Source organism: Colwellia sp. RE-S-Sl-9 (assembly GCF_048296855.1).
Taxonomy (GTDB): domain Bacteria; phylum Pseudomonadota; class Gammaproteobacteria; order Enterobacterales; family Alteromonadaceae; genus Pseudocolwellia.
Map to the genome: position 1 here is coordinate 2,368,533 of NZ_CP182631.1, position 23,380 is coordinate 2,391,912.

General features: G+C 39.1%; 31 protein-coding genes. All 31 read right to left on the minus strand.

What is annotated here, in order from left to right; all coding sequences use genetic code 11:
* Window positions 1-111: 111 nt before the first annotated feature.
* On the minus strand, window positions 112-1,854 hold the full coding sequence (locus ACM9HF_RS10100) for a hypothetical protein (RefSeq protein WP_193332407.1): 1,743 nt from the start codon (window positions 1,852-1,854) through the stop codon (window positions 112-114).
* Window positions 1,855-1,901: 47 nt separating this feature from the next.
* Window positions 1,902-2,576, minus strand: a complete 675-nt coding sequence (locus ACM9HF_RS10105; RefSeq protein WP_193332406.1) for a hypothetical protein — start codon at window positions 2,574-2,576, stop codon at window positions 1,902-1,904.
* A 1-nt stretch (window position 2,577) separates the two neighbouring features.
* On the minus strand, window positions 2,578-3,240 hold the full coding sequence (locus ACM9HF_RS10110; protein WP_193332405.1) for a Cap15 family cyclic dinucleotide receptor domain-containing protein: 663 nt from the start codon (window positions 3,238-3,240) through the stop codon (window positions 2,578-2,580).
* The gene (locus ACM9HF_RS10115; protein WP_193332404.1) at window positions 3,240-4,157 is read right to left on the minus strand and encodes a nucleotidyltransferase domain-containing protein; all 918 of its coding nucleotides are present in this window, start codon (window positions 4,155-4,157) and stop codon (window positions 3,240-3,242) included. The genes ACM9HF_RS10110 and ACM9HF_RS10115 overlap by 1 nt, the downstream gene beginning before the upstream one ends.
* Before the next feature lie 49 nt (window positions 4,158-4,206).
* Window positions 4,207-4,452, minus strand: a complete 246-nt coding sequence (locus ACM9HF_RS10120; protein ID WP_085282030.1) for a hypothetical protein — start codon at window positions 4,450-4,452, stop codon at window positions 4,207-4,209.
* Between the two features lie 76 nt (window positions 4,453-4,528).
* Entirely contained in the window at window positions 4,529-4,675 is a 147-nt protein-coding gene (locus tag ACM9HF_RS10125) for a hypothetical protein (protein ID WP_175474806.1), read from the minus strand.
* Between the two features lie 296 nt (window positions 4,676-4,971).
* Window positions 4,972-5,538, minus strand: coding sequence for a hypothetical protein (locus ACM9HF_RS10130; protein ID WP_085282028.1), 567 nt, complete (start codon window positions 5,536-5,538; stop codon window positions 4,972-4,974).
* A gap of 38 nt (window positions 5,539-5,576) precedes the next feature.
* Window positions 5,577-6,506 (minus strand): hypothetical protein, encoded by a 930-nt coding sequence (locus tag ACM9HF_RS10135; RefSeq protein WP_193332403.1) that lies wholly within the window; start codon window positions 6,504-6,506, stop codon window positions 5,577-5,579.
* Window positions 6,507-6,526: 20 nt separating this feature from the next.
* Entirely contained in the window at window positions 6,527-7,306 is a 780-nt protein-coding gene (gene qatD, locus ACM9HF_RS10140; protein WP_193332402.1) for a Qat anti-phage system TatD family nuclease QatD, read from the minus strand.
* Complete coding sequence (gene qatC, locus ACM9HF_RS10145) at window positions 7,303-8,637, minus strand: Qat anti-phage system QueC-like protein QatC (RefSeq protein ID WP_193332401.1); 1,335 nt, start codon at window positions 8,635-8,637, stop codon at window positions 7,303-7,305. The genes qatD and qatC overlap by 4 nt, the downstream gene beginning before the upstream one ends.
* Window positions 8,630-9,517 carry a Qat anti-phage system associated protein QatB gene (locus tag ACM9HF_RS10150; RefSeq protein WP_473618220.1) on the minus strand — a complete coding sequence of 296 codons (888 nt, stop codon included), beginning with the start codon at window positions 9,515-9,517 and terminating at the stop codon, window positions 8,630-8,632. The genes qatC and ACM9HF_RS10150 overlap by 8 nt, the downstream gene beginning before the upstream one ends.
* 1 nt (window position 9,518) lies before the next feature.
* A complete protein-coding gene (locus ACM9HF_RS10155; protein ID WP_473618221.1) occupies window positions 9,519-11,279 on the minus strand; it encodes a KAP family P-loop NTPase fold protein in 1,761 nt (586 codons plus the stop codon).
* 11 nt (window positions 11,280-11,290) lie between these two features.
* A complete protein-coding gene (locus ACM9HF_RS10160) occupies window positions 11,291-11,866 on the minus strand; it encodes a recombinase family protein (RefSeq protein WP_473618222.1) in 576 nt (191 codons plus the stop codon).
* A gap of 154 nt (window positions 11,867-12,020) precedes the next feature.
* On the minus strand, window positions 12,021-12,395 hold the full coding sequence (locus tag ACM9HF_RS10165; RefSeq protein ID WP_473618223.1) for a hypothetical protein: 375 nt from the start codon (window positions 12,393-12,395) through the stop codon (window positions 12,021-12,023).
* 19 nt (window positions 12,396-12,414) lie between these two features.
* The gene (locus ACM9HF_RS10170) at window positions 12,415-12,672 is read right to left on the minus strand and encodes a DUF5676 family membrane protein (RefSeq protein ID WP_473618224.1); all 258 of its coding nucleotides are present in this window, start codon (window positions 12,670-12,672) and stop codon (window positions 12,415-12,417) included.
* Window positions 12,673-12,708: 36 nt separating this feature from the next.
* Window positions 12,709-12,969 carry a hypothetical protein gene (locus tag ACM9HF_RS10175; protein WP_473618225.1) on the minus strand — a complete coding sequence of 87 codons (261 nt, stop codon included), beginning with the start codon at window positions 12,967-12,969 and terminating at the stop codon, window positions 12,709-12,711.
* Window positions 12,970-13,106: 137 nt separating this feature from the next.
* Complete coding sequence (locus ACM9HF_RS10180) at window positions 13,107-13,478, minus strand: cation transporter (RefSeq protein WP_473618226.1); 372 nt, start codon at window positions 13,476-13,478, stop codon at window positions 13,107-13,109.
* A 10-nt stretch (window positions 13,479-13,488) separates the two neighbouring features.
* Window positions 13,489-13,911, minus strand: a complete 423-nt coding sequence (locus tag ACM9HF_RS10185) for a hypothetical protein (protein WP_473618227.1) — start codon at window positions 13,909-13,911, stop codon at window positions 13,489-13,491.
* On the minus strand, window positions 13,895-14,560 hold the full coding sequence (locus tag ACM9HF_RS10190) for a methyltransferase family protein (RefSeq protein ID WP_473618228.1): 666 nt from the start codon (window positions 14,558-14,560) through the stop codon (window positions 13,895-13,897). The genes ACM9HF_RS10185 and ACM9HF_RS10190 overlap by 17 nt, the downstream gene beginning before the upstream one ends.
* The gene (locus ACM9HF_RS10195; protein ID WP_473618229.1) at window positions 14,553-14,888 is read right to left on the minus strand and encodes a DUF2933 domain-containing protein; all 336 of its coding nucleotides are present in this window, start codon (window positions 14,886-14,888) and stop codon (window positions 14,553-14,555) included. The genes ACM9HF_RS10190 and ACM9HF_RS10195 overlap by 8 nt, the downstream gene beginning before the upstream one ends.
* Window positions 14,878-15,216 (minus strand): P-II family nitrogen regulator, encoded by a 339-nt coding sequence (locus ACM9HF_RS10200; RefSeq protein ID WP_473618230.1) that lies wholly within the window; start codon window positions 15,214-15,216, stop codon window positions 14,878-14,880. The genes ACM9HF_RS10195 and ACM9HF_RS10200 overlap by 11 nt, the downstream gene beginning before the upstream one ends.
* A 23-nt stretch (window positions 15,217-15,239) precedes the next feature.
* Window positions 15,240-15,593, minus strand: coding sequence for a cupredoxin domain-containing protein (locus tag ACM9HF_RS10205; RefSeq protein WP_473618231.1), 354 nt, complete (start codon window positions 15,591-15,593; stop codon window positions 15,240-15,242).
* Window positions 15,594-15,618: 25 nt separating this feature from the next.
* Window positions 15,619-17,862, minus strand: coding sequence for a heavy metal translocating P-type ATPase (locus ACM9HF_RS10210; protein ID WP_473618285.1), 2,244 nt, complete (start codon window positions 17,860-17,862; stop codon window positions 15,619-15,621).
* A 101-nt stretch (window positions 17,863-17,963) separates the two neighbouring features.
* Entirely contained in the window at window positions 17,964-18,377 is a 414-nt protein-coding gene (locus tag ACM9HF_RS10215) for a MerR family transcriptional regulator (RefSeq protein WP_473618232.1), read from the minus strand.
* 82 nt (window positions 18,378-18,459) lie between these two features.
* Window positions 18,460-18,987: a c-type cytochrome gene (locus tag ACM9HF_RS10220; RefSeq protein WP_473618233.1), complete on the minus strand. Its 528-nt coding sequence runs from the start codon at window positions 18,985-18,987 to the stop codon at window positions 18,460-18,462.
* A 13-nt stretch (window positions 18,988-19,000) separates the two neighbouring features.
* Window positions 19,001-20,206, minus strand: a complete 1,206-nt coding sequence (locus ACM9HF_RS10225) for a porin (protein ID WP_473618234.1) — start codon at window positions 20,204-20,206, stop codon at window positions 19,001-19,003.
* Between the two features lie 113 nt (window positions 20,207-20,319).
* Window positions 20,320-20,742, minus strand: coding sequence for a hypothetical protein (locus tag ACM9HF_RS10230; protein WP_473618235.1), 423 nt, complete (start codon window positions 20,740-20,742; stop codon window positions 20,320-20,322).
* Window positions 20,743-20,888: 146 nt separating this feature from the next.
* Window positions 20,889-21,740, minus strand: coding sequence for a formyltransferase family protein (locus ACM9HF_RS10235; protein WP_473618236.1), 852 nt, complete (start codon window positions 21,738-21,740; stop codon window positions 20,889-20,891).
* Window positions 21,728-22,387 carry a heparan-alpha-glucosaminide N-acetyltransferase gene (locus tag ACM9HF_RS10240; protein WP_473618286.1) on the minus strand — a complete coding sequence of 220 codons (660 nt, stop codon included), beginning with the start codon at window positions 22,385-22,387 and terminating at the stop codon, window positions 21,728-21,730. Before ACM9HF_RS10240 ends, ACM9HF_RS10235 begins: the two co-directional genes overlap by 13 nt.
* A 13-nt stretch (window positions 22,388-22,400) precedes the next feature.
* Entirely contained in the window at window positions 22,401-22,874 is a 474-nt protein-coding gene (locus ACM9HF_RS10245) for a YybH family protein (protein WP_473618237.1), read from the minus strand.
* Between the two features lie 29 nt (window positions 22,875-22,903).
* Window positions 22,904-23,368 carry a YybH family protein gene (locus ACM9HF_RS10250; protein WP_473618238.1) on the minus strand — a complete coding sequence of 155 codons (465 nt, stop codon included), beginning with the start codon at window positions 23,366-23,368 and terminating at the stop codon, window positions 22,904-22,906.
* Window positions 23,369-23,380: the final 12 nt, after the last annotated feature.

The window sequence follows — 23,380 nt, forward strand, 5'->3', positions numbered from 1 at the left end:
GAGTATTTGGCAGGTTAGGCAGCGGCTAACCCTTCAACTCTTTGTTGTCGTATTAGTAACTTTAGGAGAGCTTTTTGCTCTCCTTTGTTCTTTCTGGGATTTGATATTTAATTAGACCCCGATTCCTTCTGCGCTGACTTTTATTCCATTTATTGTTACGCTTCTCGTTATATACCTTGCTCCGTCAAAATGCTTCAATTCAGTAAATCTAGTCTCTCGGAGATATACATCGATGACATTACGAGGGTTGGAAAGATCAACACTGTTTTGACCATTTGATTCAGTAAAAGAGCTTTCATAATAGCCATTTTGGTAAAACTCAATTGACCCCCAACACCCAGATAGTACCTTCTTAAAAGTATATAAATCGTAAAGGCAGATTCCGTTGTGGAGTGTAATGCAGTCAAGGGAACCAATATTATGAACGACAATTGGTTTTAGATTTAAAATTTCATCTTTAGTTAAGCCATTTTCAATTAGGTACTCCCTTGCTGAGCTGGAGTTATTGACGACTTCATCTAACCTTTCAAGTTGAAGTATTCCCGTATTAAGCTTTTTGTCTTCCTGCCCGATAAGCTTGAACCACGATTTCAAACCAGCTTCCGTATCTGTAGTAACATGTTTTAGCTGAACCGCGTATACGATATTGATTGATTTATCTCGAATGAAAAAATCAACATCTAGTCTTAAATCAGGGTAGTCAGACGAATCAAATTTATCAGGCTTTAGTTCAAATTCGAGAACATCAAGGTGATTACATTTTATCAAATCATCGAGTAAAAAACGGGTTTGCTCTTTTTCAAGTAATGAGTGCCAATCAGGTCCTTGCTTTTTCAAAGCAAAATATTCCATCTGTTGGATTAGGCCACGTACCAATTTCAGTGGCCCCAAAACTAGTCCTCCATTTCTAATATCAAAGAGCCTATCTTCTGGTTTGTTCTTTTTCTGAAATTCCTTGATCAGCTCATAAGTTCTCAATAGTCCTTTTCTCTCTGGGTATTGACGGATCATTCGTTTAACCTCGCCCTTACTTAAAGGTTTTTCAGATTTATCGATCTCCTTTCTTTGAACAACATTTACCAAGAAAATTACCAGATCTGCGATTTCATGAAATAGTTCCAACGTTCTACTGCCTAAGCCTAATCGCCAGTGCTGAGGAATAATTGAGAGTACTCTGGCATGTAGACCTTGAATTGAGTCTGTCATAGGCTCATCATTTTGGTAAGTCGCAACAGCGAAGCTTGCGATAGCATTTGTTGCTGCTTTTAGGGATAAAAACTCTAATGAATCGCCAAACCAAATTGGAGTGAAAAGTTCCGGCTCAATCTGTTTAAACAAAAATGAACCATCTTGTTGTACCTCCAACTTTAATGTTCCTGAGGTTAGCAAAGCAAAATGCTGCACAATCCAAGCAATATCTAAGATTTCTGATACTAATTCAGTATCTAACTCTCCATTATTCAATAAAATCTGTTGATCATTAATAAGTTCAGCAACATTCATATTAACGTTACATACGTGGTTATCAATACCAATTGAAGTTAGCGTTAAAGGTGTGTCATCTTGAAATTCCGATTGAACATTTACGTAATTCGTCGTTTGATCAGAAATAACATCCTTAATCCTTTTATACCCTTCTACATCTTTGGAAGAAAAATCCATATAATTAGCAAGCTTGAGTTGTGATTTGTTGAGCAAATCAATTAACTGTTCGGCTGGTTTGTGACCTTCGAACATCTTATTTAACCGAGGAATGTTTGCGGGATTGGCAAAATATTTATGAGGAAAACTCAACATAGAAAAAGCGGCTTTCATGGCTCGTTGATCTTGGGTGTTAATTAAAGGCACTGACATAACGACTATATGTATTCCTTACTGGTGTTAACAAATTCTATGTGGTTCTATTGCTGAACAGGTTTAGATTGAAGAGATTTAACAGCATTGTGATTAAATACAGATGATGTTACTCCGTCAAAATATGCACATTGGTGGCTGTTACACGCTATTGAATAGCCAGTATATTTTTCAACCACCCCTTTATTAACTTCGACTAATAGTTCATCAACCGCAACCTGATTATTCTTGATCTTTTCCATATATTGCTCGGCATTTTCTTTGCCTACATGTTCAGCCGCAATAAGCACCAGTATTACAGAAAGATAAAAAAACACTCCAGCACAAACATACCAAAACACTTTTGCTGAAAATTCTGCAAAGTCTTCTAATGCAGGATGTAGTTCAATTTTATTGGGTTCTTTATTGAATGCATTTCTTAGCTTTGAAAATGCTGGTTCGACAAAATTGGAGCGTTTCGCTATTTCGATAACCAAAATAGCTAAATATGCCGTAATCAGTACGCCAGAAGCGCATAATAAAACAAAGCTAATATTAGGAGCGGTTAAATTAGCAAAGGCAAAAAAGCCCTGATAAAAGATCCTATCAATTGACAATGGAAATTGCGTTTCTTCTATGCCAAACGTTTTGAGAAAACTTAAATGATACATCAACCCAAGCGCATATAATGCCGCTAAAATCAGGCTAATGATCACTGACGCATGATTTAAAAGTCCTTTCATGTTACCTCTGGTTTTCAGGCTCTGTTTTCGGATGTTCACGGTGATCATCAGGCAACTCTTCAAGTAAATCATCACTGTAAAAATCGAAGATCATCTCACCAGTAGTTTGTCGCTCAGTCCAATAGCGCCCTTTTAGCCTACGCTTAGGGTTTTCAATAATGGACAAGACACATGCGCCATCATGGGGGTTACTCCTATGCGACAAACTAGCTCGTGGTCTACTCGTATAGCTGTATGTAAGCTCTTTTTGCTGACGCTGTTCGTCAATTAAAAAACCTTCTACATAAGAGTCACTCTGCATTTCAGAAGTTCGAACAACATATGATGTTGAGAAAAATGTCTGTTTAACGGTGAGCATTGCAGGTATAGGAGCTATTTTATTACCTGTAGCTTCGTCTACCCAGCTAGAATATACATAACCAACCCACGTACCGTTTAGATCGGGAAATGGTACTAGCCACCCCCTAAATATTTTAAACTTCCACCCCCATTTGACAAAAATAGCTATAAGCAATAAATCAGCACTAACAACTTTAGGTACAAGGCTAAAAAAATCTTTAGCTAAAGATAGGTTCAGCCCACTAATCCAAGCAAAACCAAACCAGATAAGCGCTGATACTCCAATTAAAACGTAAATGGTGCTTTTGAGTACTATATTTTTCATTATTCGTACCCAACATAATTCCATGCCGCAACTAACAACTTACGGGCCTGCTGTTTTGTCCATTTTTGATTGGAACCAAATAAATATTTTAACTCACTAACTTCACCCCATTCATCAGACGATTCTTTTCCCAATTCTGCGTACAGATATACTATCGCGTTGCGTAAAACGTCATAAAAAGTAGTGTAATTGAAATATTCATTTGGCACGTTCCAGATCAAACACTCACATAAAAATCCCGGAATGCCTTTAGCATCCTCAATTCCATTTGCGGCCATTTCATTCGTTAATTTTTTAAAGACACGGACAGTTCGCTTATATTTTCTTGAAGTAAGTGTATTTTTACTAACACCGTTTTCGTAATGTTGTTCAGGCCAATTGATGATTTTTTTACCATCGTCAGAAAATTGTTGGACACCTGTAATATAGCTTCCATTAGTTTTAAATCGCCTGTGTTCCATAAATGGTGCAACATCTGCTTCAACTCTATAAGTGTTAGCTTTGATATCAAAGGCTTTGCTTCCCCGTGTTACCGCCGCCCTACCAAACTTGTCAACTAATGCCTTTTCTATGTCATCTTTGAAGTCATCAAAGCTATAAGATGCAGCAACATAGCCAAACGAATCTCTGTTATACCCTTTAGGGTAATGTCCAAAAAAGACATCCGAGCAAACAATCCCGACATCAACGTCAGAATCGGCCTGTACATTTACTTTATTTCGATAAGATCCCTGCAAAAAAACATTAATCGACTTGCTCTTAAGTTTTTCGGATGATTCTATTGCACTTTTAATCATACTAATGGCATTTTCGCAGCGCACTCGCTCTGTTTTTCCCGGACCTGTTGACCAGTCTTTAAACTTGTGTTCCCAATTTGATGTACCCAAGGCTTTAGCTGCGGAATTATTAAAAGACATATGTCCCCCTTCTGCGCTCGAAAGCGCAGGTAATAGTTGCAATTATTTACTATCTTGCTTTATTTGATTGAGATAGTACTGACGCAGCGAAAGACTTAGTCTCATCACTATATTTGCTACTTTTTAATACCTCAGAAGCTTTTGTTTCCATCTCACTACTAGTCTGGTTGCTTGAACTTGACTGGCTTAATACAGATGCTGCAAGCGACTTTTGCACTTGCGATGCAGATGGGTCGTTTAATGTGGACGCTGCTTTTGACGCTAACGCCTTTGAGGATTGCTTAGAATTAGTCATTTAAACTACTCCGTAAAAAATTAATAAGAATTTGGGCATCAAACATCAAGCAAAATGCCCTAGTTTTAGCTAGCTGTTATTCAGCAGGAACCAAAAGAGGCCAAGCCTTACAACCATATTTTCGAGCATCTAATAGTTGTTTTGACTTGGGATCTTTACGATATCTGCGAAAAATCAACTTCATGCCCTTAGGAACACGGATCTTCTTTTTCTTATCGGCCATCGCCAACTCCTTAAAGTTTTAAAGAGAGGCTAAAGGTTGAAATTAATTACGAAATAGACTAAATTTAGCCGCGCTTGGAACGTAAAAAATTCCTTAGATGTGCCTCTCAAGTATGGTTCATCTTTGCCTGATCTTGCTGGTAACTCGATCAGGCAGTCCTTTCCTTGATAAGCTTTTTTGACTTTCATAAACCTAATGATTCAATCTAATGTACAACAAAGCTAGACCATCAAAATAAATTTTGATGGTCTAATTATACATATTCGAACAAAAGGATCAAAGTTTTTTTTGATGGTCTATTTAATTGCGTAATATTTGAATTCAACACCGCCAGTTTCTGACTTATCTTCTACACGAAGTAAGAAGCCATCTTCATATAGCGATTTTAGTTTTGTACTAGCGTTATTCACTTTAAAACCAAGGTATTCAGCAACATCACTTGCACTTGAAATACCATTCTTATAAACGAAATCAAATATAGGTTTATTAGTTTTTGAAGGACTGCCGACTTTGTCCATTTTGATATGATCATAATGATCGCCATTATAAAAAGGCATCGGCTGATTTAAACTCAAGACGGGAGCAAGAATGTTAAGTCTTAACATTTCTTTTTCTGCATCTATAAGACAAATTCCTTTTTCTTTTCTGTAATGCTTTGCCAAACGAACAAGACCTTCTCTAGCAAAAGATGCGTCAAATACAACATCTTTAATAGAGATATAGAAAATTCTATATTCTGGTTTTTTGTCGATAAAAAAAACAAGCTCGTTAAAAACTTGCTTGCCTTCATCGTCCCCGATCCCTGTCAAAGAATTCTTTTCAAAAATTCTTACGAGACTTATAACATTTTCATTCTGTTTCATATTTTATATTGAAGCAGATAACTCTACATTTTGTCAAACTATTTGTTAAATGGTACAGCAAAAGAAATGAATGTGCCTGTGAGTTCTAGTAACTGCTCACTAATCATTAGGGAATCGATTAAATTAGGTTTGTCTGCGACTTTGAAAAAGTGGTAGTAGGTTTCAGATAGTCTAATGTGCATATCAGAATTCGTTAATTTTGCATGATGAAAACAAGTACAAAGGCCATTACCACCTTGATCGCCTTCTTTACTTGAAATACCTTTAGTCAACATTTCCAATATAAGTTCAACATCAGAGTACCCTGTATAGGCAGCATTATGGCTTGCTAAGCTAGGCTTAAGTGACTCAAGTAATCCGATCCCACTGTCACAAACCACAATTTCAGCTCTATTTTTATATATTTGTAATGCTGCCAATCCATTTAATTCCGTCTGGCTATGTTCGCAAACGTTTCTAGTTAGTTCACTAAATAGAGAAAAAAACTGAATATAGAGTTCGCTACGCTGTTCTTCAGTAATATTGGGGATCTTATCAGTAATTTTTGCTGCCAGCTTTTTAGGTAACGATTTATCGTGTACAGAACCAGATATTTTATTAATAGAAATATATGAGTTGCCAGATTTTTTGATCCTACTGACTTTATTGATTCCATTTGGAGATTTAAGTTTTACGCCATCAGAAAGGCATTCAAAAAAACCCATCGTCTCACAGTAGCCAAGTAATTTATTAGTTTTTCCAGAAAAATCTAATGTTACTTTCACGCCTTTATGATCAAGCTGGTTGGCTACATTAATCAAGCGTATTAAGGTGTTTATTGGTGCATTTGCTCTGGCTTGAATAACTATAGTTAGAGCTTTTTTATTGGTGAAAATCTTGTCTTTAACTTCAACTAGGAGCTTCTCAAGATCGTAACCAGAAACCCAACCAGATTTTTTTTCCGTTTTAAATTGAATTGTTGCAGCCATTTATTTTAATTCTTATTCCTTTATTTATTGTAAATGGGGCGAATATCCATATTTTCAATGTGGTCACACTGTTTTTTTGTAACTAGGCATTTTAAATTATTAGATAAAGTTTCTATCACCAGCGCTTCATTAACTTCCCACTCAATAGCTAAGTAATCAATCACTAAGTTTACATTTGATGGAAATAATACATTGCCATTGAATCTTGCAAATGGGCCGTCAGTTTCCAATAGGACCTTATCCTGCGGTAGCCATGAAATTACTTTTTTAGCTCTGGAAGAGTTAATCATACTAGGACCAATGGAGAAGTAACACCCTAGCTCAACGGCTTCAAGAACTTGTTTCTTTGTACCTAAAAACCAGTGGAGGATTGAAGTACCAGCTTTTGGGTGCAACCCTAGTTGTTTGAGTACTTCCCCTGTAGCGTTTAGACTATGAATAGTAAGTATCTTGTCCTCGAACATTTCACACTTTTTTAGAATATGTGTAAAAACCTCTAATTGATCATCAAAATGATCTTTAAAGCCCTTCGAACCGTCGAGACCAATTTCACCTATGTATCTAGTTCTTCCTACTAACTGGTCAAACAACGTAAGTTCATTTTTTCTTAAATGCGCTAATTGTGGGTGTAGACCTAGCGCAGTTTTGCATTTGTTTATACCTTTGGTTAGATTCACAGTGCCTTCAAAAGCAGAAGGCACTGTTGTTACGGATAATACGTAGTATCCACTTTGCTGTATGTCATTTAAAACCAGCTCGTGATCGGGATATAAATCAACATGACAATGAAGATCCATCATGATTTAAATTCATCTTTAATAAACGCTTCAACTTCAGCTAGACCACGTTTAATCGTTGACTCCAGCTTTTCACGCTTGTCCAATTCTTGAGGTATCGGCCCCGACATTCGTAGCCAAGAACGATAATTATCAGTCTGTTTCAACCTAATAATGGCTGTTTGAACCGCTTGTAGATCATCTCGCGTATCTTTTTCTTTGATAAGCCCTCTCAACCGCTTTGTCTTGTATGGCGCATCTTCCTTAAATCCTGCATGAAAAACTGACGCTCTTCGAATTAGACAAGGCACACAATGCCCACACTGTTTATGTTCTCTGTGCCAATGACTGCATGATACGCTCAAGGGAACTGCTTTTTTAATTGCATCTTGATCAACGCATTCAGCTAACATTTCACCTTTGGTTTTAAATTGATAAGGGTTTACAAATTTTACATGGAACCCAGTATCTCTAAGCAAAGATTCAAGCCTGTTCAGAAAGTTTGGGTGAGTAGTTCTAGTACTATGGCTACCAATCCGTCTTCTGGTTAGCGGTGGATTTATTGAAATATAGCCATTCTCAGGGACGACAATAGTCTCAATACTGCTATCGCAATTAGCATTTCTTAAGGCTGATATACCAAGTACCGCCATAGCTAGGAAGTTGAAGCTTCTTCCCCTCATGCTAATGTCAGTTTTACCTTCTAAATGTTTTATTATATGAGGAGACATTGAATAGGCCAATTCGCCGAATGGCGGGGATAATAATTGCTTAATATCTTCCTGTTTAGCGCCATCACCACGATAAGCGTGACTAACCAAAAGCGGTTTTAAGTCTGACTTTCCGTTTAAAATGTCAATTGCACCAACTGCGCTATCAAGGCCACCAGAAAAAAGGCAGACTGAATTAAGTCCTATTAGTGATTTTGCTTTTGCTTTCGCTTGCTCACTTTTTTTAGGAGCAGGCATCGGCATAGTTGTTTTTTCAAACGTAAATTGCCATTGATCGCCTGTAAGAAAGTTAAGCAATGAGCTAAGTTCAGGTTCAACAGTATTCCACATATCCTCATCTGTAACAGGAACATGCAAATGCATTTTTCTAGCCCATGCATTTTCTGCATTATCCCTCAATTCAAATGTATCAGCGGCAGTAACGGCGGTTGCAATTGTTATGAGATCTATTGCATCAGCATCTACATGCAATCCTAAATCACGAACTGTTTGTAGTAGTTGTTTTGACACTAAGCTGTGCTTAGTGATGTCATTTTGATGCGTGTGAAACATTTGGACAGGATGACAATCATCAGAAAAGTCAGGCAAGTTATCAGGGTCATGGTTAAAATAAAAATTAGTCATCAAAGCTCTCCCATTCATCCACTGTCATTGCAATTGCATCAGCTTGAATTTTAGTAATATTTTCCTTGCTAATAGTACTAGGGTTGCCATTAGTTACTTTGTCTAACTGCTCTTGTGTGATCACTTTTATTAATTCCCTTAATTCAACTTCCATTTGATGATGCTTGCTTGCAGGCTCAACATGAAACCAAGCTCTGCCCATGCCTTCAACCACATCTTGAAAAATAAGATCTGTTAAATAACAGCCTATGGCTTCTTGAATAACTTCGTCAGTAAAACTGTTTGGGTCAAATTCTTCTGTATCGGGGAGTGCTTCTTCTAGTGCGTAATCCAACGCAACTCTGACAGCATCCGAATCGGCATTATCAGGCGCTAAATGGCTAGCAATTTTGTCAATTGCTTGGTCAGTCGATAACCCAGTTAAGTCACCTAATGACAAGCTTTGATTATTAACCGTTACGGTGTCGCCACGCATGACACCAAGCAATCCAGAACCAGCCGTTATACCGCTTGCTAGTCTCCGGCTTGTGCTTTTACCTCCGCCAGAGCCTTTTCTAGAGTAACTTTTTAATGAACGCCTTAGATCTGAGGTTGAGCCACCTGTTTGAGCGTATTTACCAAATGCTCTTCTGGCACTGGCAAACCTATTTGGAGGCGGCGTTGTTGTTGGCGAATCACCAATTTCTTGTTGAACCTTGTCATTGTCAATATCATTGCTATTGTCATTCTGATCATCAGCTTGATTATTATCAGAGCCAGTTTGATCATCCCCATCAGTACCTGATGCAGGTTCTATTGTGACGGGGTCTCCTTGCTCTGCCCACGATGGAATGAGTGGACTTCTATTATTCGGTCCCGTTGACGACGCTGAAGTACCCATATTACTTAGTTCCCTCTAGTTCTTTTAAAATTGGATTAAGCCATCTTTGACGAGGCAAGCTTTTTAAGAATGTAAAAAGACTTAAGCAACATTTATCATCCTGCTTGGCAAGTAGCACAGCTCCATAAATGCCTGTTGGTCTTTCGGTCCAATCACCAATCAACTTAAAGTTTTCAATCAAACCATCCATGACTGACATGTATTCTTCCTTAGGAGTTGCGGTAATCGCAGTAGAGTTAACGCCACTGACCCTTACCTTTTGCTTCATTAATTCTTCTACTAGTTTTTGAGCTGCTCCCGACATGACCGCATTAACAGCGCCCATTGGAATGCTTTCTCGACTCAGATATGCCGCTGGGGTTAAATCCATCTCAGTAAACATTGGAGGCAATTTTGACCATTTATCAATAAAAGCTAGGTCTAGCTTCCACTCTTCAGGTAACTTTATTTCGTCAAATTCAACTTCTGGATTTTCGAGATCCGCTAATACTTTTGGATATCCGTTTTCCTTATCAATTAATTCATAAAGCTTATTGGTAGCCTGAGTGCCTAAGCACCTCTCAAAAATTACCAGCTTAGTGATAGTTTTTTCATCTAGCTGCATTCCTCGACGGTGAGCGGTTTTCTTTCTCATCTTTACTTGGTTCAGTAATCGCTTAACTATGCGAGGGTTACCGTTAATGTTTGTGGATTCAGCTAATAGTGGAGCTAACTGTTCAGCTACTACAAATTTACTTCTGAGTTCGGAATGCTTTTCAATCGTGTGATCTTGAAGTAGCTCGTCAACGGTAATTTGTGGTTGTTTCCACGACAGCCTTAATGATTCTTCAAGGGCACATCTTATCGTTTCTAACTGAGCATCGGTAACGCCGTGATCTTGGGCGGTAAGCATCATTAAGTATGCCCTTATTTCAAGAACTCCGGGTCTTGGTACATGCACAGGAATTTGAATAAGCTTGTCTAAATAATCAGTTTGATGTCGTTGAGATGCACCTTTGTGATATTCCGGCACCGCCAAGCGGATCATGTCCTCATCGGCAGCAATTACAAATGCGGTATTTGGTAAAAATAGAAATAACCTGATCGCCTCAAGTGTTGAAATCGCATTAAATGGAGAGCAGCGATCTAAATTATCGACATAGACAATAAGTGGCTTATCAAACTCCTTTAACAGATCAGAATATGCTTTTCGGAATTCTTTAATTTCTTTAGGAGGTGAAAATGATTTCTTATCTTTGATCAAACCTTTGTTTTTCTTCGCGACATCCTTAGCGCCATCGACAGCACCTTTTACATCACCAATATCCAATTCACCATCGTCGCCACCACTGAATAGCCCCATAAACTTCTGTATACCACCCATAGTTGGTATACCAGCTAATGCCGCACCGCCATCCATTAGTAGCCCCATCAGCCTGATCTTATCTATACGTCCAGCAAACTCTTTTGCTTTTGCACTTAGATTTTTATCATCTGCTGCTTTTTTAACTAAAGTAGATGCGATTGTTTCTAATAGCGCAGCTTTAGCATCATCGTACCCTTGGAAAGTCCATGCATCGAAATGCACTTGGATATATTCTTGTTCATCAGTTTCCAAAGATGCTTTGGTAAGTTCAAGAATAGTCGATTTTCCAGCGCCCCAATCACCAAAGACACCTATGCTAATCGGCATTAATTCCTTTTCAGTTATAAGATCTTTAATCGACTCAGCCGTTTCATTAAAATTTAAAAAATCAATTTTTGATTCTTTATCAGACCACATAACATCTCCTTTTATTTGTTATTTTGCTGTTCCATTCTTGCAATTGTTCGGTGAACCGTAGGGCGGCTAACAGAATATTTCTTAGCTAATGCAGAAATCGATTCACCCTTTATTTTATCTTTATATAATTCTTTCGCTTGCTTGTCTGACAATGCAGGCAATCTGCCCATGTGTTTGCCTTTAGCTTTAGCTTCTTCACGACCTTCTGCGGTTCTGGCTTTTATAAGATCCCGCTCAAGTTGAGCGAATACTCCACATAGGTTGATCATGGCGGTGGCAAACGGATTATCATTTTTGGTATTGAGAGAACCGTCAATAATATTTAAACAAGCACCTTTTTTGTGGATACTTTCAATTGCCTCAAGAATAGACTTTAATGATCGGCCCAGTCGATCAAGGCGGGTAACAATAACTTCATCACCTTCCCTGATAAAATCGATGAGTTCCTTTAGCTTTTCTTCATTTCTAACTGAAGCACCAGACTGTTTGCCTTGAAATATTTTTTCACAGCCATGAGCGTCCAACTTGGACAATTGAACATTCAAATCTTGTTCTTTAGTTGAAACTCTTGCAAAACCAACTTTCATATGTACGAAACCTGTAACTTTCGTACACCTTAACAATTAAGTGAACGAAAGTCCACAAAATACATTTCGTTCATGAACGAAACTAAATACTATCTTTAGTTTAACATCCGTTACTTTTATTTATACTTTTTAATAATCAGGCAAATAGTAAGCATCATTGAATCCACCTTAACGCGCTACTCAGGTCACTAAAGTGTTCAGTATTATTAATAGAGCATCCCGGAAACTCGGTTATATCTATTTGAACAACTTTTGACTTATCTCCAACAATAGCTTTCCTCGCTGAAGTCACTCCAGTAGAGCGTATTTGCATTGCTATTGGCTCTACGTTACAGCAACTACTAACAACTACACCTTTAAAACAAGATAGATCCAAAATAAAATTAACAGGCTGGTTGACCGAAGATAGCTCATCGGTAATCTCTTCCAAATATTGGTTTATTCCACTAACGGTTAATTCACCAATTAACTCTATAATTAGTGTACTGCCCAACCATTGCTTCAAATAATGACCTTGAGATAATTCCACTAAAATTAACCTTCTCTTGCTAACTTGATTGCATATTATAGATTTTAGCGATCAGCCAGCCAGTGATCCCCATCAATAACGCCCACAAAAAACCACCAATAAATACCCCTATAAAGGACATATGCCAGCCCATACTTTTCCAATCCGTATGTAACATGTTTCCAGTCATACTGGACATCATATCTGGCATCACCATAACCAGAACTGAACACACAACCCAAACAATGCCAAAGGCGGCGGCACAAGCCAACGCAAAAGCTTTTTCATTAAGTTTCATCGTTATTCTCCTGTGGTGGCTTTCGCCACCACCTTATTAGTCTTCAAGTTCCACCATATCTTTCGCCGCGATGTCACCAGATAGGAGTTTTACCGTTGCGAAGTGATCATTCACAATTTTAGTAATTTGAACAGTCCCTACTTTTTCAATGGTGTACGGGTCATCACCTTCACCCGGCGCAATTTCCTCATGGAATCTAATAACACTGTATTTTTGTCCAACCTCTGCACCATGTTTGGCACCAATACAAATCAGAGTTCGATCAGTAGACTGCTCAACCACTTGGCCCCTCATCATATTTTTGTGATAAAACGCAGTATTGGAACAACCCGCTAAAAAGATACCGAACACAAATAACAGAAGAATTTTAATATTGGATGTTTTCATCATTTTTTCCTCATCTAACTTATTAACTGAGCAAGCTCTTTGGAAGCTTACTTATTTTTCCGGCTTGCACCCGGAGGAACTTTGTGACAACTCCACGGTTTATGAGCGGCGTTGTCTTTAACATTCTGATCAACAAATTTGTAGTAACTTTCTTTAGTGTGCGTCCACCAATCATCATGAACATCGGCACCATGTTTGCGAATAACTTCCTCAATCCCATCAAGGTTTATATTTGCCGCATCATAGGCAAGGTGTATTTCACCTTCTTTGATGTTGTAACTGACTTCATCTATACCAAAAAGCTGATCAATTTCTTTTACTAACTTGTCACTGTTTTCTTCTGTGACATTACTTAGCCTTAAATTTCGAACAACTAAATTCTGCTCTCTAACGCCAACTCTATGATCTAAATCGCTCATAATTTATCTCCTAATGTGAGTGCGAGTGTTGTTGTTTTTTGTCTTTCATTTCTGCCATTTTGTCTTTCATTTGTGGCATCATGTTTTCCATCATTTCCAGATGATGTTCAGCCATCTTGATTTGCTTATGCATTGGCATTGCTTCCATGTTTTTGTGCATGGATTGCATCATCTTCATCATTGAGCGGTGATGTTCAGCCATCATCTGCTTTTGCTTTTCAGGATCTTTTTCAGCTTTTATGGCATGGACTTCCTTTTTCATTTCCATCATTTTTGAATGCATTTTTCCCATGTTCTCATGCGACATTGCCATGCCTTGATGCATATCCGATTTGTTCTCACCTTCATGTTTATGCTCATTGTTTTGAGCAAATAAACTTGTGGCCGCCAATAGTGAGCTGACAAATAAAATTGATTTACCTAACGTTTTCATGATTTTTACCTTCTATGTTCTTATTAAAATTTGGGACCCAACTTGGTGTCGATTCCATATACCTGTGGTACTCAGAGCCAAACTCAGCAATCGCTTGTGCTTCTTCGCGTTTCGCTAGCTTGACGTAAACAACGACTAAGATCGGAAACATCGCAAGTGTTGGGATTGTCGGCCACTGCAATAAAAAGCCGAACATGATTAGAATGAAAGCTACGTACTGTGGGTGGCGACACCTTGCATACCACCCTGTAGTAGCCAATTGATGGTGTTTTTGCGCGTGATGTAATACGTTCCATGCTGAAGACAACATAAAGAAACCTGCAACAATAAACGCCATACTTGCTATATGAAATGGGTCCCAATGGGCATCACCTTCAAAACCAAAGAAAGTATGTAACAAGTGCCCATTTTCATGCGCAAAGAAGTTTACTTCTGGATAGGTCTCAGTAAGCCACCCCGATAGAAAATAGATAGTTAAAGGAAAGCCATACATTTCAGTAAATAGGGCAACAATAAAGGCGGAGAACGCTCCAAGGCTTCGCCAATCAGTCGATGTTTTTGGTTTGACAAAACTAAAGGCAAAAAAGATAAAAATTGCTGAGTTCAGTATCACCATTGACCATAGACCATAATCATATGTCTCATTCATCACTGTTCTCCTTTTTATGAGATCCTTTTCGTCCTTCTTCTAAACCTTGTATGTAGCCGTCACGATAGGCAGCATTTTTATCCGTGAGTTCTTGAAAGCTCTCTTCCTTTTTCTCATCAGGCGCATGTGAATGATCGTGACCATGTTTGCCATGACTGCCATGCATAAATACGTGCATCAACGGGCATAGCAATAAAATTAAATAAGGAAGAAATTGCAGTACATGCTGTCCATGTTCAAAGATTAAAAAATAGGTGGCTGCGGCAATAAGCACCAATGCAGCCCAACCCGTGGGTGTTGACCAAAATTTAGGGTGCTCATTTTTCATGTTGGCCTCCTATTGACCGTAAATCTTCTGCTAAAGCTTCAGACTTAGAATTTATCCAGTAGAGATTATCCACAGGAGAGACGCTAACTAATCCTTCTCCTTCAACGTTGGTATGCGCTGCATCAAGCAAAACTTCAGCAACATGTTCTGCATCGTCGAAGGCGACGTAAATGGTCATCACTATATGTGCTGATAAGTGATTTCTATTGTAGGTATCAGCATATACGCCTCTGCCCATCGCTTTATGGATAGTAAAGCCTTTATAGCCATGTGAAAGTAGCGCCTCTTCTACTCGCGCTAATACCATTTCATCAAAAATGGCTGTCACTTTTTTCATGTTCATAAACCCTCCTAAACAACCTTTAAGACACCGCGATACATTTGCATCTGACAATGAAACTCATGCTCTCCCGGTGATAAGTTCAATAAGGTAATTTGAGTAATTTCATTTAATTTAAGCTGCTCGCTTATCTCCAATGATGGAATAAGCATTGTTTCAGCGCAGGATGATTGATCTTTGCGCATAAACTTCAGAGTGACAGGTTGACTAGCAGACACTTGGATTGAGGATGGTGAATACACGCCATCTCTCACTTCAATGAGTACCTCATTATCTTGAACAATTGTTTTATTGGGTTTGTATAGCCAAAACCACCAAACAATCAGTGCGATTAACACTAAGCCTAATAAGTTAATTACCATCATCGTGTTTCTCCTTAATGCTTACTTTCTATGAGTTTTGGGCTTTAAAAAAGCGAAGTCGATTTGCATTTGACACTACAGTCAGTGACGAAAACGCCATTGCAGCACCTGCAATTACAGGGCTAAGCAGAATGCCAAAGAAGGGATATAGAATCCCCGCAGCAAAAGGAATCCCGGCTACGTTATAGACAAACGCGCCAAACAAGTTTTGTTTGATATTTCGTAAAGTGGCTTTGCTTACCGCTATGGCATCAGCAAGGCCATGAAGTGAACCACGCATTAGGGTAATGTCAGCACTTTCGATTGCTACATCAGTCCCTGTGCCTATGGCGAAACCAACATCGGCTAACGCTAGTGCAGGGGCATCGTTAATGCCATCTCCTGTCATACCAACAGTTTCGCCGTTGTCTTGTAGCTCTTTAACTTTGTTGGCTTTGTCTTCTGGCAGCACTTCAGCAAGAAACTCACTAATACCCGCTTTTTTGGCAACAGCGGCGGCGGTTTCCTTGTTATCGCCCGTTAGCATGATGACGCGAATCCCATTGGTTTGAAGCCGTTTAATCGCGGAGATTGAGTCTGACTTGATTGGGTCTGAGACAGCAATAATTGCGGCCAGCTCACCATTAACAGCAAAATACATTGGTGTTTTGGCTTCTTTTGCTAAAGACTGTGCTTGTCCAACAAAGCCAGTAAGGTCAATGCCTTTTAACTGCATTAATTTATCGTTACCGAAAAGCAGGGCTTTGTTGTTGCAGCTTGCTTCTACACCGAAACCCGTAATGGCGTTAAACGATTCAATTTTTAGTAACTCAATATCCTTATCTAATGCACTTTCAACAATCGCTTGCGCTAAAGGGTGCTCTGAGCCGCTTTCTAAACTTGCTGCAAGCTGTAGTACGTCTTTTTCGTCAGTAGCTTTTGCTAAAACAATATCGGTTACCTTAGGTGCCCCTTCAGTAATAGTGCCCGTTTTATCTAAAATCATGGCAGTGATTTTAGAGGCGGTTTGCAGTGCTTCACCGTTTCGAATAAGCACTCCGGCTTCTGCTGCTTTTCCTACTCCGACCATCACCGACATAGGCGTTGCTAAGCCCAAAGCACATGGGCAGGCAATAATGAGTACGGTAGTTGCTGATACGATGGCAAAAGCAATTGCTGGCTCAGGTCCAAAGTTAAGCCATGCTAGCGCACTTAACACAGAGATGATCATCACGACAGGCACGAAAAAAGCTGAAATAACATCGGCCAAGCGGCCAATCGGCGGTTTTGAATTTTGTGCTCGTTTCACCATATTGATGATCTGCGCAAGTGCCGTGTCTTTGCCAACGCGTGTGGCTCTAAATAAAATCATGCCTGATTTGTTCAAAGTACCAGCGACAACCTCATCTTCTTCGGCTTTTTCAACAGGCATAGGTTCGCCTGTCAGCATGGATTCATCAATAGAGGTGTGTCCTTCCAATACCACACCATCGACGGGAATTTTTTCACCCGGTTTTACCTTCACAATATCATTCAGCAAAACCTGCTCAATACCAATCTGAACCTCTTTATTATCACGAACTACGGTTGCCGTTTTGGCTTGCAAGCCGATAAGACGTTTAATGGCCTCAGAGGTTTTGCCTCTGGCTTTTATTTCTAATGCTAGACCTAAATCAATTAAGCCAATGATCATGGCGGTAGCTTCAAAATAAACATGCCGTGCCATCAATGGAACGGCTTCAGGTGCAAACACGACAACCATCGAATACAGCCAAGCTGTACCTGTTCCCAAAGCTATTAGGGTGTCCATATTAGCGGAGTGGTTTTTAAAGCTTTTCCAAGCGCCAACATAAAAATGCTTACCTGAAAAATACATAACACCAAAAGTTAAAATGCCTACAACCAGCCAAGACATGCGTTCAAGATTTGTTTCAACCGTCATTTCTCCAACCACAATGCTGTAGATCATCAAAGGAACGCCGAGTGAAAGGGCAATAAACGTATCGCGCATTAGCTTTTTGTAATACGCCCAATCAGCCGCCTCTTTCTCATCAAGCGCATCTGTTGCCGAGCTATCATCAATTGGCTTCGCGTTATACCCCACAGACTCAACAGCTTTGATCAATTCTTCTGTCTTAGCTGTCCCAGAAACTGTTACAGTCCTATCAGCAAAATTCATTTCCGCACTGACTACACCAAGAGTTGTCTTTAACGCCCCTTCAATTTTGCCTACACAGCTAGCACACCCAGCTCCTTCAATGATGAGCTGTTGGTTATGTGATACTTTCTCCAACGTATTCTCCTTACTTTTACACGAAGAGGATTGAGCTTTTGCCTGACAGCAACAGCCTGATTCGGTTTCTATATTTGTATTAGTAGTCACCATTTTTCCTCCTATGCCTTTTTAATTTGTTCAAAGTTTTCGATGAGATGACAAACCATGTTTGCAGTCGGTGCTTTGTCTTCCATTTCTTCCCATTGAGAAAGAGCTGAAGACATTTTTCCTCGAAGTGCCAACATTGCTTGAAACTGTTTTTCTGTTTCTTCAAGCCGCTCTTTGATAAGGCTTCTGACTAATGGGCACGCACTTTTACCATCTTCAGATTCATTAAGAATTTGCTTGATATCAGCAACGGAAAAACCAAGGCTTCTGGCACTTAAAATGAATTTAAGTCTCGATACCTCTTTATTCGAGTATGACTTGTAGCCGTTCACTGACTTAGCAGGTTTTAACAGTCCCAATCGCGTGTAATAGCGCACCGTATCAGCAGTCGTTCCAAGGCTTTTTGCCAGCTCTGTTACTTTCATATTTACTCCTTAGTTTTTCACCTAAGTTTGTACTCTCACCTACAGCATAGACCTGTGCCTAAGACACAGGTCAAGCGCTTCCTTATGATTTAATGTACTCAGCTATCGCTTTTATCTGTTGCTCGTTTAGCGGCATTTTAGGCATAGGAGAAGATGAGTTATTAAACTGAGGGTTTTGGAGCTTCTTAATAAAGAAGCCGATCCCTTTGCTTTTAATCGTTTCATCTAACGCTGGGCCAACAGTGCCACCATCACCTTTCAATGAATGGCAGCCTTGGCAACCAAATTGAGTAAACAATTGCTTTCCATCAGGCGCTATCATCTTTTCTGGCGCTACTTTTTTTGCCAAAGGTACGCTTTGGCTAGTTAGTTCCAAAAATTCAAGAACAGCTTGCGTTTCTTTACCTGTTAAATGCGCCTTTTCTCGCATATGCGGCATAATGACTTTCCATTCAGGCATAGAAAATTCATGAACAGCACGAGCGTTATGGCATCTTGCACAGTTGTTATTGATCACTTCTGCACCTGATATTTTCTCTTCGGCATAAATGCTAAAAGCAGACAAAAGAGATAAACTGATAACCAGTAATATTTGTATAATTGATTTCATTTGAGTATCCCCCTTAAAAGCCATAGCTGTATTGAATAGCAAAGCGCTTATCATCTTCACCATCATGAACGGTGGTATCTTCATATGTCGCCTTAATGACGGCTCGACTGTCTAACCAATAATTAACTCCATAAGCCCAACGCTCCGCTTCGTTAATTTTATTGGTCTCAGCATATTCAACGACGAAATCTGTTCCCTGCAATACATTGAACATTTTTCCAGCCATAAAGGTTGCTTGGAGATACCAGCCATTGCGGTCAAATGTGATCACTTTGTTTTCTTCATGTTCATCTTCTTCGAAGGCATCGGTTTCAGTTTTGATGTATTCCCCTCTGACAATGTAATGGTTACCAATCCAGTTGATATCAAAGCCAGTTGCTGTAAATCCTAGCTCTTCATCATCATCATATTTTGCCGTGTAATAGGAAGCGCCAACCTCAATGCCCGGAAGAAAGGCATACGCAATACGACCCCCAAATGCTTTGTCAGAGTTGTTATCCGCACTCGTTGCTTCAAACGCTAGTTCAGGAAGTTCCAAAGCGTGATCATCAACTTCTTCATGCTCGTCTTCCTCTTCAGCATGTTCATCGACAACCTCTTCTTCGTGTTCATCCTGCACAGGCTCTTCATCATGGGCATCATCTTCATCGTCATGTGGAGCCTCGGCAGCAAGCCCGTTTGTCATGTATACATCAAAGAAAATTTTCTGATTTTTACCCAAAGGAATTATGTGTTGAATGCCAACACCAATATCACTCATCACAGGCAGTAAACCTTGCATGGGTTGATAGCCACCATGACCTCCTAACCCGCCATAAATACCGGGAGAGAACGCTGAGCGATTAATCCAGCTAGGATGTAGATTCGGCCCATACTGGCCAAATGGGAGTAGAAATTTACCTGCGGTAAAAGTAGTTGTATCTGAAAGGAAATAATGAATATCAGCGTATTCAAGCTCGACTTCAGTTTCCCCATTTTCATCGACTGAGATTTCAGTTTCAGCTTCTATATGCATTTTGTCATTGAGACTAAACAAGAAAATAGGTACAAATCGCGCACTGAATGCACTTGTATCCATCAATTTACTGTCTTTGTATTTTACGTCTCCATACCCCGCTAACGCGAAGCGACTATTATTTTGTTGTTCATTCGCTAAGAGATGTCCACTCGCAACAGCGGTAGCTATTGCAAATGGCAATAATTTGAGCATGTTCATCATGCCTCCCAAAAATATTGTGCTAATTGTTCAAAACAGTTGGTTATTTAAACCAATGAATAAATCGTTCTATTTTTGATGGGACTGGCGAAAAAAAAGACGCACTGATCCCGTGATTAGCCAATAATTGGGGGACGATAAGGTAAGAGATGGATGCCAGAGGCTGGCGGGGGTATCCGTTGAATAATTAAGTCTAAGTTAATACTGATGTTACTTTCTTCTTCCTCTTGCACAAGATAGGCATTTAAATGAAAGCTTGCACAAAATCCACCTTCGCAGCAAAGACAATCACCCGCTTTACATTTTTCACACTCTTCATCGGCATGATTGTGTTTAGAATCTTGCAAATTTTCAGTGTGATGGTGGGTATTGTCATGCATTGTTTGATGGTGCATATTTTTGCTTGGTTGCATAATATGCGTATCGGAAGAGTCCTTATGATGTTCTTCACAATTCATTGGTTTAGCAGTAGCAAAGCCATGCTGCGTAAGCAACACGGTAATCACCACTATTTTAAACCACTTGAAAAGTCTAAACATTTTAATTCCTTCTATAACAACATTAACACTAACAGCTTATGCAAATATTTCAATGATCTTGGTCAAAGTTTGAACTAAAACCTACGTTCTAACCTAGCCCTTAAAGCCAGCTTCAAAACATTTTGTACACACTTTTAATATATGAATTACTCTAGTACTGCCGAGTTTACTAACTCCATTCTACTTTTAATAAGAACAGCAAAACCTCCATTGATAGCCACACTAATCAACGCTTGATCTTCAAAAATAATGCCGCCTAGCTTGTAGTCATGTTTGAAATCGGTCACCTCTAATTGGCTGACAATAACAAGCTCTCCTTTCAATTTTACTAAGATGCCAAAATGCCCATATTGACGTACTGCTTGCCTAAATTGTTGAGTGTCATTGCGCCACGACATTATTCTTCTTTCTATACTAGGATGCTTCCAATAAGTAGCTAACAGTTCTTGTTGTGGCGTAGCGCTCTCATAGATAGTTTCGAGAGCATTTAATAAGGTTTGCAGTAAAGATTCCGCTAGCAAGCTTGACTTCACCATTAAGGAGGAGATGGATTCATTTTCTACAACTTCAAATTGCTCTTGGAGCAAGATATCTCCACCATCGAGCACATCCGTGAGTTTATGTATACTAACGCCTGCAAATTCTGGTAGTTCAACTAAATATGTTAGTGGAGTAGGGCCTCTTCCTTTAGGTAAAAGCGTGGGGTGAATATTGAAAGCATATTTTACATCTGTTATCGGCAGTCTATATCCATAGTCAGCAACGACAAAAAGAGTCACTCCAGATTTTATATGCTCATCAAGCTCTTCTTTCGTCGGTTTTAATGAACGTGTCATGATTTTATGTGTATCACAAATTTGTTTAACGAAACTTGCGTTTTCTAATGGTTCATTGGTAAAGACGACTTCAACACTTAAGCCTTGCTTAATCAATAATGCTAAACAGTTTGAAAATAGATTGTTTCCAAAATAGACGACTTTCATATTCAATTTATCCATTCTATAGCGCTAAAACCAGCAAAAAGTAACGGTTGATGAAGCAGATAAATCAGTAAAGAGTGTTGACTAAGCGATGTCACATAAGGGGATATTGCTTTTTGATTGGCTGGACCCAAACCAAAAATTCTGAAATGTGTAGCCCAGATACCAAGCAAGGGCAAGGCTAGCCAAGGAAACGGAGTAACTAAGTCACTAGGATGTTTTGAAATATAATCTTCAATATAGTTAAAAGGCCAATTCCAAGGTATCTCTAAAACTATATATGCTGTAAAAGTAAGCATAGATAATAGCAAAGCAAGTTTAGGTCTTCCGACCAACCATACTAACAATACTGTTGCGACTGCAATAAAGTGTAAAACACCAAAGTAAATCCAATGCTCAGGGAAAGTAATAAGTGACGATAAGGTCACTAAGAACGCCGCGCTAGATATCTTAAATAGCCGCCAACACAACTTCTTCGGTGATATACCACCTTCGTAGGAATAAACCAAACTGGCACCAACCGAGAATAAAAACAAGCTTACAATTATTGCTCTTAACTCTTTCCAGAAAAAACCATTAGGTATGTCTGTTGTAACATAGCCAAAATGGTTTAAATCCCAGACAAGATGAAAAGCCACCATCAATGTAATTGCGGTAGCTCTCATCAAGTCAATGTAACTATTTCTTTGCACGATTTCGACTAGAAGAATGGCTGTGTAACACCTTCCACTCACCATCTACTTTCTTAAATAGAAACGTTTGAAACCCTGTTTTATCGAAGGTTTTACCTGATTTTCTCACCTCTCCCTTTACCGCTGTATCGGCAAGTGCCCAAGCAAACTCATCTTCAATATGAATTTGGATATTGGAGAAATCCAAGTTCAAGAAAACCAATGCGTCTTTTTCTGGTTCAACGTGGTGCTCTACTAAATCGTTAAGTCCAACATTTTGACCGCCCGATTCAAAATACCTTGCTCCTTTAAAATCAAGAAAGTGCTTGAGAAAAGGCTTACCATCGCCATTTTCCCAACCATATTTAATTTGATGAATGATGTGAGTAATTTGCTTTTCGTCATTCATGTGGCTTTTATCATGTGCATTTGCAAAAAAAGTCAACATACTCAACATCGTTATTGCGATATATTTAGTCATTTGTTGTTCTCCGTTGTTTGACTATTAATTTAATGTGACCAATGAATGTGCTTGATTTTCCATTCACCGTTTTGCTTTTCGAGAACCATTGTTTCCATGCCTTGATAATCACGCTCTTTGCCTTTGTATGTACCTTGAGTGTGGCTACGTGAAGCAGATATAGCGGTGTTTCCAAGTACCGTCACTTGGTGTTCTAGTGTTTTGATCTTCACAGAAGCAAGATATTTCATATCCGACAGCATATGGTGATGGGCGTATTCATCAGCACTTCTTTCAACACGGCCTCCCTCGTAGATGGTCACATCATCAGCCAACTGTGCTCTTGCTAGATCCTTATTACCCGTTTCTAGTGCTTGATGAAATGCCAAAACAACTTTTGCGGCAGGGGTATCTATACCTTTAAACAAACCGTTGTCTTTGTTCTTATCACCATGAGCGTTTGCTGCGAAGCTAAACGTCATTAATAAAACGAGTAATATATTTATTGTTTTCATTTTTATTTTCTC